The sequence below is a fragment of the uncultured Methanobrevibacter sp. genome (assembly GCF_937906425.1).
GTDB lineage: Archaea > Methanobacteriota > Methanobacteria > Methanobacteriales > Methanobacteriaceae > Methanobrevibacter.
On the sequence record NZ_CALCYR010000265.1, the window covers coordinates 1 to 5253 of the forward strand.

General features: G+C 29.2%; 7 protein-coding genes. 2 read left to right on the forward strand and 5 right to left on the reverse strand.

Translation table 11 applies throughout. From position 1 onward, the window contains the following. Window positions 1–80 precede the first annotated feature (80 nt). A complete protein-coding gene (locus tag Q0138_RS07830; RefSeq protein WP_297983035.1) occupies window positions 81–419 on the forward strand; it encodes a hypothetical protein in 339 nt (112 codons plus the stop codon). A 120-nt stretch (window positions 420–539) separates the two neighbouring features. Here the strand turns inward: Q0138_RS07830 and Q0138_RS07835 are convergent, their stop codons facing one another. Then, window positions 540–1733 carry a glycosyltransferase gene (locus Q0138_RS07835; protein ID WP_297983038.1) on the reverse strand — a complete coding sequence of 398 codons (1194 nt, stop codon included), beginning with the start codon at window positions 1731–1733 and terminating at the stop codon, window positions 540–542. A gap of 229 nt (window positions 1734–1962) precedes the next feature. Between Q0138_RS07835 and Q0138_RS07840 the strand changes: the two genes are divergently transcribed. After that, window positions 1963–2496: a TIGR00730 family Rossman fold protein gene (locus tag Q0138_RS07840; RefSeq protein ID WP_297983042.1), complete on the forward strand. Its 534-nt coding sequence runs from the start codon at window positions 1963–1965 to the stop codon at window positions 2494–2496. A gap of 33 nt (window positions 2497–2529) precedes the next feature. Here the strand turns inward: Q0138_RS07840 and Q0138_RS07845 are convergent, their stop codons facing one another. The 4 genes from Q0138_RS07845 to Q0138_RS07860 all read right to left on the reverse strand — a co-directional run bounded on the left by Q0138_RS07845 (window position 2530) and on the right by Q0138_RS07860 (window position 5096). After that, on the reverse strand, window positions 2530–2850 hold the full coding sequence (locus Q0138_RS07845) for a carboxymuconolactone decarboxylase family protein (RefSeq protein ID WP_297983045.1): 321 nt from the start codon (window positions 2848–2850) through the stop codon (window positions 2530–2532). A gap of 30 nt (window positions 2851–2880) precedes the next feature. Continuing rightward, entirely contained in the window at window positions 2881–3204 is a 324-nt protein-coding gene (locus Q0138_RS07850) for a carboxymuconolactone decarboxylase family protein (RefSeq protein WP_297983048.1), read from the reverse strand. 458 nt (window positions 3205–3662) lie between these two features. Beyond that, a complete protein-coding gene (locus Q0138_RS07855; RefSeq protein ID WP_297983051.1) occupies window positions 3663–4409 on the reverse strand; it encodes a thermonuclease family protein in 747 nt (248 codons plus the stop codon). 189 nt (window positions 4410–4598) lie between these two features. Next, complete coding sequence (locus Q0138_RS07860; protein ID WP_297983054.1) at window positions 4599–5096, reverse strand: zinc ribbon domain-containing protein; 498 nt, start codon at window positions 5094–5096, stop codon at window positions 4599–4601. Window positions 5097–5253 lie beyond the last annotated feature (157 nt).

The following is a 5253-nucleotide window of genomic DNA, read 5'->3' on the forward strand; positions in this document are numbered from 1 at the left end:
GCAACATTTACCGATCAATCTAAATTTCATAAAAATGGAGGGTTTCTACAAAGCCAAAAAAAGTTTAAAGAGGAATTTCCATGAGTGAAGACAAAATTACTTTTGAAGATGTGAAAGAATACGAAGGCTTATTTTTATTGGCCCCATCATTTTTATTAGAGGGTTTTGCTAAAAAGAACACCAATTTAGCAGGAAAATTCAAATCTGTCCTTGAAGGTTATTTCAATAGCTTAACTGATGAACAATTGCATAAACTTGATCTAATACTAAAAGCAGACACTGATGAATTGCAAGCAATCATGAATGAATCCTATCAAAAAACACATAAAAAACAGTTTAAAATACTTGGAAATCCTAAATACAAACCATTCATTGAAAGCAATATCAATGAAATTCGCAAATTGGCGAATAAAAGTTAAATTTTTTAATTTTTTATTCAAATTAATTATTTAAATAAAATTTTTCCTATTTAAATAACTATTTTTAAAAATTTTTCCTATTAAATTAAATCTTATAAGACTATAATTTTAATAATTTTCCTATTTAATTAACTCTTTTAAGGTATTTTCAAATTTATCAGTTATGGCTTCCCAATCATTTGATTTAACATATTCTCTTCCTTTTTTTCTAATTTCACCATATTTTCCTTCATCAAGAATGTTTTGGGCAAGCTCTAAAACCTCTTCCGCCTTTTGAACATACTCTATTCCATTTCCATATCCAAATTCCTTTGAAATTCCCGGAAGTTCTGTAGCTATAACAACCTTTTCCATAGCCAAATACTCATAAAGCTTGATTGGAACAATGTCCTGCATGATTTCCTCATCAATATAAGCTGGAAGAAGACAGAAGTCTGCAGCTGCCAAAAATTCAGGAATTCTTTCATAAGGCTGTTTTCCAGTAAGAATCAACTGATTCCCAAGATCATATTCATCCTTTATCTCACACATCCTATCATAGGCATCCCCATCACCTACAATAAGTATTTTCATATTCGGATACTTTTCCTTATTCTTTCCAAGTTCAATAGCCAGTTCCTTCATTCCGGCAAATTCATAAATCCAACCCATAAAGAAAAGTACAGTGTCATCCTTTGATATGCCATACTCCTCTCTTATTTTGGAATCATCCAATTCAGGATTAAAATCATTTAAATCTATACCTGCATCGATTAGAATTGTATTTTCCCTGCTTGCTCCAAGCCCAATAGCTAGTTCAGACAATTTTTGATTAATTGTAATTACAATGTCTGAATTTTCAATGGCCTTGATATTTACCTTACGTCCAAAGGATTGGAATGCCTTTTCAGGAATAAGAGCATATAATACATCAATTAGATAATATACAAATGGTATATTGTTTTTCTTTGCAAGTTTGGAACCGGTATATGCATTGAGAAGACCTAATCCCATGATTACATCAGGCTTGAATTCCTCAATCTGCTTTTTGATTTCCCTCTTGTGAGTAAAATAAAGTGAGGCATAATTCAATCCAGGTTCCTTAATGAATGATGGACGAATAACTTCAATATCCGCTTCAGGTTTTACCTTGGAAACATTTTCATGAACTTCCCTATGGAAAATAAAACCATCAGAGTCTTCTTTAGGCCAATCTATAGGATAATCAATAACTTTAACCTCATGACCGCGTAAAACCATACGATCCATTAAGTGATGCTGTTGATGAGGGTTTCTCTTTAACCAATCTGATTCCTGAACAACTAATATCTTCATAAACTCACCGAAAAACAATCAAAACATAATTATGAAAAACTTTAATCTTATATTTGTCCCTTTTAATTTAAATAGATAAATATCTTAGATTTGAATATTAATAATAAACAGGAAAAACCCAACAAATAAAACAAAACAACAAAAAACACCACAAAACCAAACAAATAAAACAAAAACAACAATCAATTAATAAACAAGCAAATACATAAAAATAATTAAGGGTGAAATAATGAAAATCTGTCTTTATGGAGCGGGAAGCAAAAACATAAAATCTGAATACCTTGAAGATGCTTACCTCTTAGGAGCGGAAATAGCTAAAAGAGGACATAAACTAGTCTTTGGCGGTGGAAATGCTGGAATCATGGGAGCAGTTTCCAAAGGAGTCTTAGACAATGATGGAGAAATATTGGCTATTGCACCTAAATGGATTGATGAAATTGAAACATTAAGAAAGGATACCGAATTTATCTATACAGAGACAATGGATGAGAGAAAAAATCTCTTTTTAAAAAATTCAGACTCATTCATCATTGCTCCTGGAGGAATAGGAACATTAGATGAGTTTTTTGAAATAATTACCTTAAAATTATTAAAAAGACACAATAAGAAAATAGTCCTTTTTAACTTAAACAACTATTTTGACATTCTTCTTGACTATTTTGATTTTATGGAAAAAGAGGGAGTCTTAAGAGACAATAGAGAAAATATCTTTAAGATTGCAAATACAATTGAAGAAGTCTTTAATATTTTGGAAAATGAATGAAAAAAATAGAAAAATAATTAAATAAAAATTAAATTATTTATAAACTCTGTTTAATACATCCAAGGCCTTATTAAATGGAATCATACCAGAACACAATAAAACAATCTTTAAAACGTCCATCATTTCTTCTCTACTAATATCCAATTCCTTTTTGGATTTTGTCAATTGCTTTAGAAAAGATGAACTTTCAACATTGGCAGCAGAAATTGCTATTGCAATCAGCTTTTGAGTCCTATAATCCAATACATTTGAATTCCAAATATTTTCATCCAACTCAAGGATGGAATCATAAAATGCAGGGTCTTCATCTTTAATTTGACGAATCCCCTTTCCATAAAAAACCTTTTCAGACATATTTCACCAGAGACAATAAAAATTAATTAATCAGCCTTTAAAAACCTTATTGGCTATTTGTAACGCTTTATTGAATGGTTGCATTCCAGATGTTAAGAGAACAACTTTCAATACATCAATAACCTCATCACGAAGTACACCCAATTCCTCTTTTGCACTTTTAATTTGCTTTTCTGTTGCACGACTGTCTCCATTGGATGCTGCAATTCCGATTGCTATCAATTTTTGAGTCTTATAATCTAAAACTTTTCCATTCCAAACTGCATCATTTAAACCTACAATAGCTTGATACAATTCAAGATCCTCATTCTTTACAGTTTCCATACCTTTTCCATAGAATACTTCTTCTTTCATAATTAATCTCCAAAAATAAGTACATAAGTAAATCTAGATATATGTTAATAAAGTAAAGTATTTAATAATTTTGTAACTTTATGAGGGTAAAAAGTAACAAATTACAGGCATTGTTAAAAAAAAAAAATTAAAAAACATTAAATAAAAAGTACAAATTTATGGCGTTTATTAAAAAAAATTAAAAAACATTAAATAAAAAGTACAAAATTGTGGCTTTTATTAAAAAAAATTAAAAAACATTAAATAAAAAGTACAAATTTGTGGCGTTTATTAAAAAAAAAAAAATTAAAAAAATATTAAATTGGAAAAATAAATAAAAAGAGAGTGTTAAGGTTTGAATTTAAAAAAAAGATACTAAACCAAATAAACTAATCAAACAAAAGAAAAATTAAAGAAATAAACAAACAAAAGATGAAAAAGCAAAATAATCAAACACAGAATTGATTAAAAAAAGAAAATTAAGGATTACAAACCTTACATGGCTCATATCCTTGACTTATAGCATCACTTCGACTTTTGAAAGTCACCTTATTTTTATCAGAAATCTTCTTTCCCCATTGGCAAGTTGACTTATGGAACTTACAGGTGTTTGCACTGGCAACATATGATCCTGAACTTGAACTGGAAGAGCTATAGGAACTTGAACTAGAACTTGAACTGCTTGATGAAAATGTTCCATAAGTGTGACCTGTTGCATTTGGAGCCCAACTGTATGGATAAAACTCACTTGGAGGCATATACATTATCTCAGCAAGACCTTCCCTTAAAAGCATTTGATTAAGGTTCTTGCCATCCACAATAACAACAGCCAAAGTCCTTCCATACCTGTCATTGGATTTTTTATTATCAATATCAAGACTTACTTGCTTGTTAAGGCATAGCTTCTGAACGAAACGTTTTGAACAGATATAACCTTCAACACCACGTTCTGGAGTGTTTACTCCTACAAAACGTACACGTCCAACACCTTCCACATCAATTGTATCCCCATCAACAACATAGGTACATTTACCCTTTACTTCAGAATGACATTCAGTATTGTTATACTTATTCAAAATATCGCTGTTTGAGACTGAAGAATATTTTGAAAATGGAATGCTATGAGTAAATCCAGTTCCTGTGTATGCGCTAACAAAAGATAGGGCACTGACAGCCAGAATAAAAATAAGCAAAATGGATATAATGTGTTTTTTATTTAGTCTCATAATTTTCCCCCTTTAAAAACAAAACGACTTTATTACTATTATATAAACATTAATAACTTATAAAGATTTTTATTTGAATTTAAATTCAATTCACTTATAAAAAATAGTTAAACATGGTAAAAATAGTTTAAAAAAAAGATTAAAAAAAGATTAAAAAATATTAGAAAAAAGAAAAAAGAAATGCATTATTTAAATGCCAAATAGACTTGACATATTAGTTGAACCGTTTATTTGACTCATGTTTGAAAATCCAGTCATGTTGAATGGATTTAACAATAAACTTGCATCTATTTGTCCAGACATAAACATATAAGCCATAAAAATATATTCAACCAAAAGAATGATTAATTGAACAAGCCCATGTCTTTTAGCATTAGGATCTTTCCTTGTAATCAAATAAATAGCAAAGATAAATCCTAAAAATCCTCCTAAAATAGCTAAAATATACCCAATAACAATTGCAATTGTATGGTTTTCCTGTTTAGCAGGTCTTGGAGGCATATCTGGAGATATGAATGATGAATCTACTTGCTCAGCCTTACCCTCTTCATTCATCTTAAAAATTAAAAGATTAGGAAGTTCCTGATTTTCCACCATATAATCTGCATAGATTGCACCGCAATAAATACAAAAATCAAGACTGTCATCATTAATTTTTCCACAATTTGGACATTTTATAGCTGCCATTTTACCACATTCATTAAAATGAATCATTAATTTATCTTTAATATATAATTAAACTTATCCTAAAATAAATTTAAATTTTTTATTTATTTTCAAATTTTATCTTTTTCAGATAAAAATTTGAAGTTTTAATTTATATTTTAAACTTTATATTTTCAGT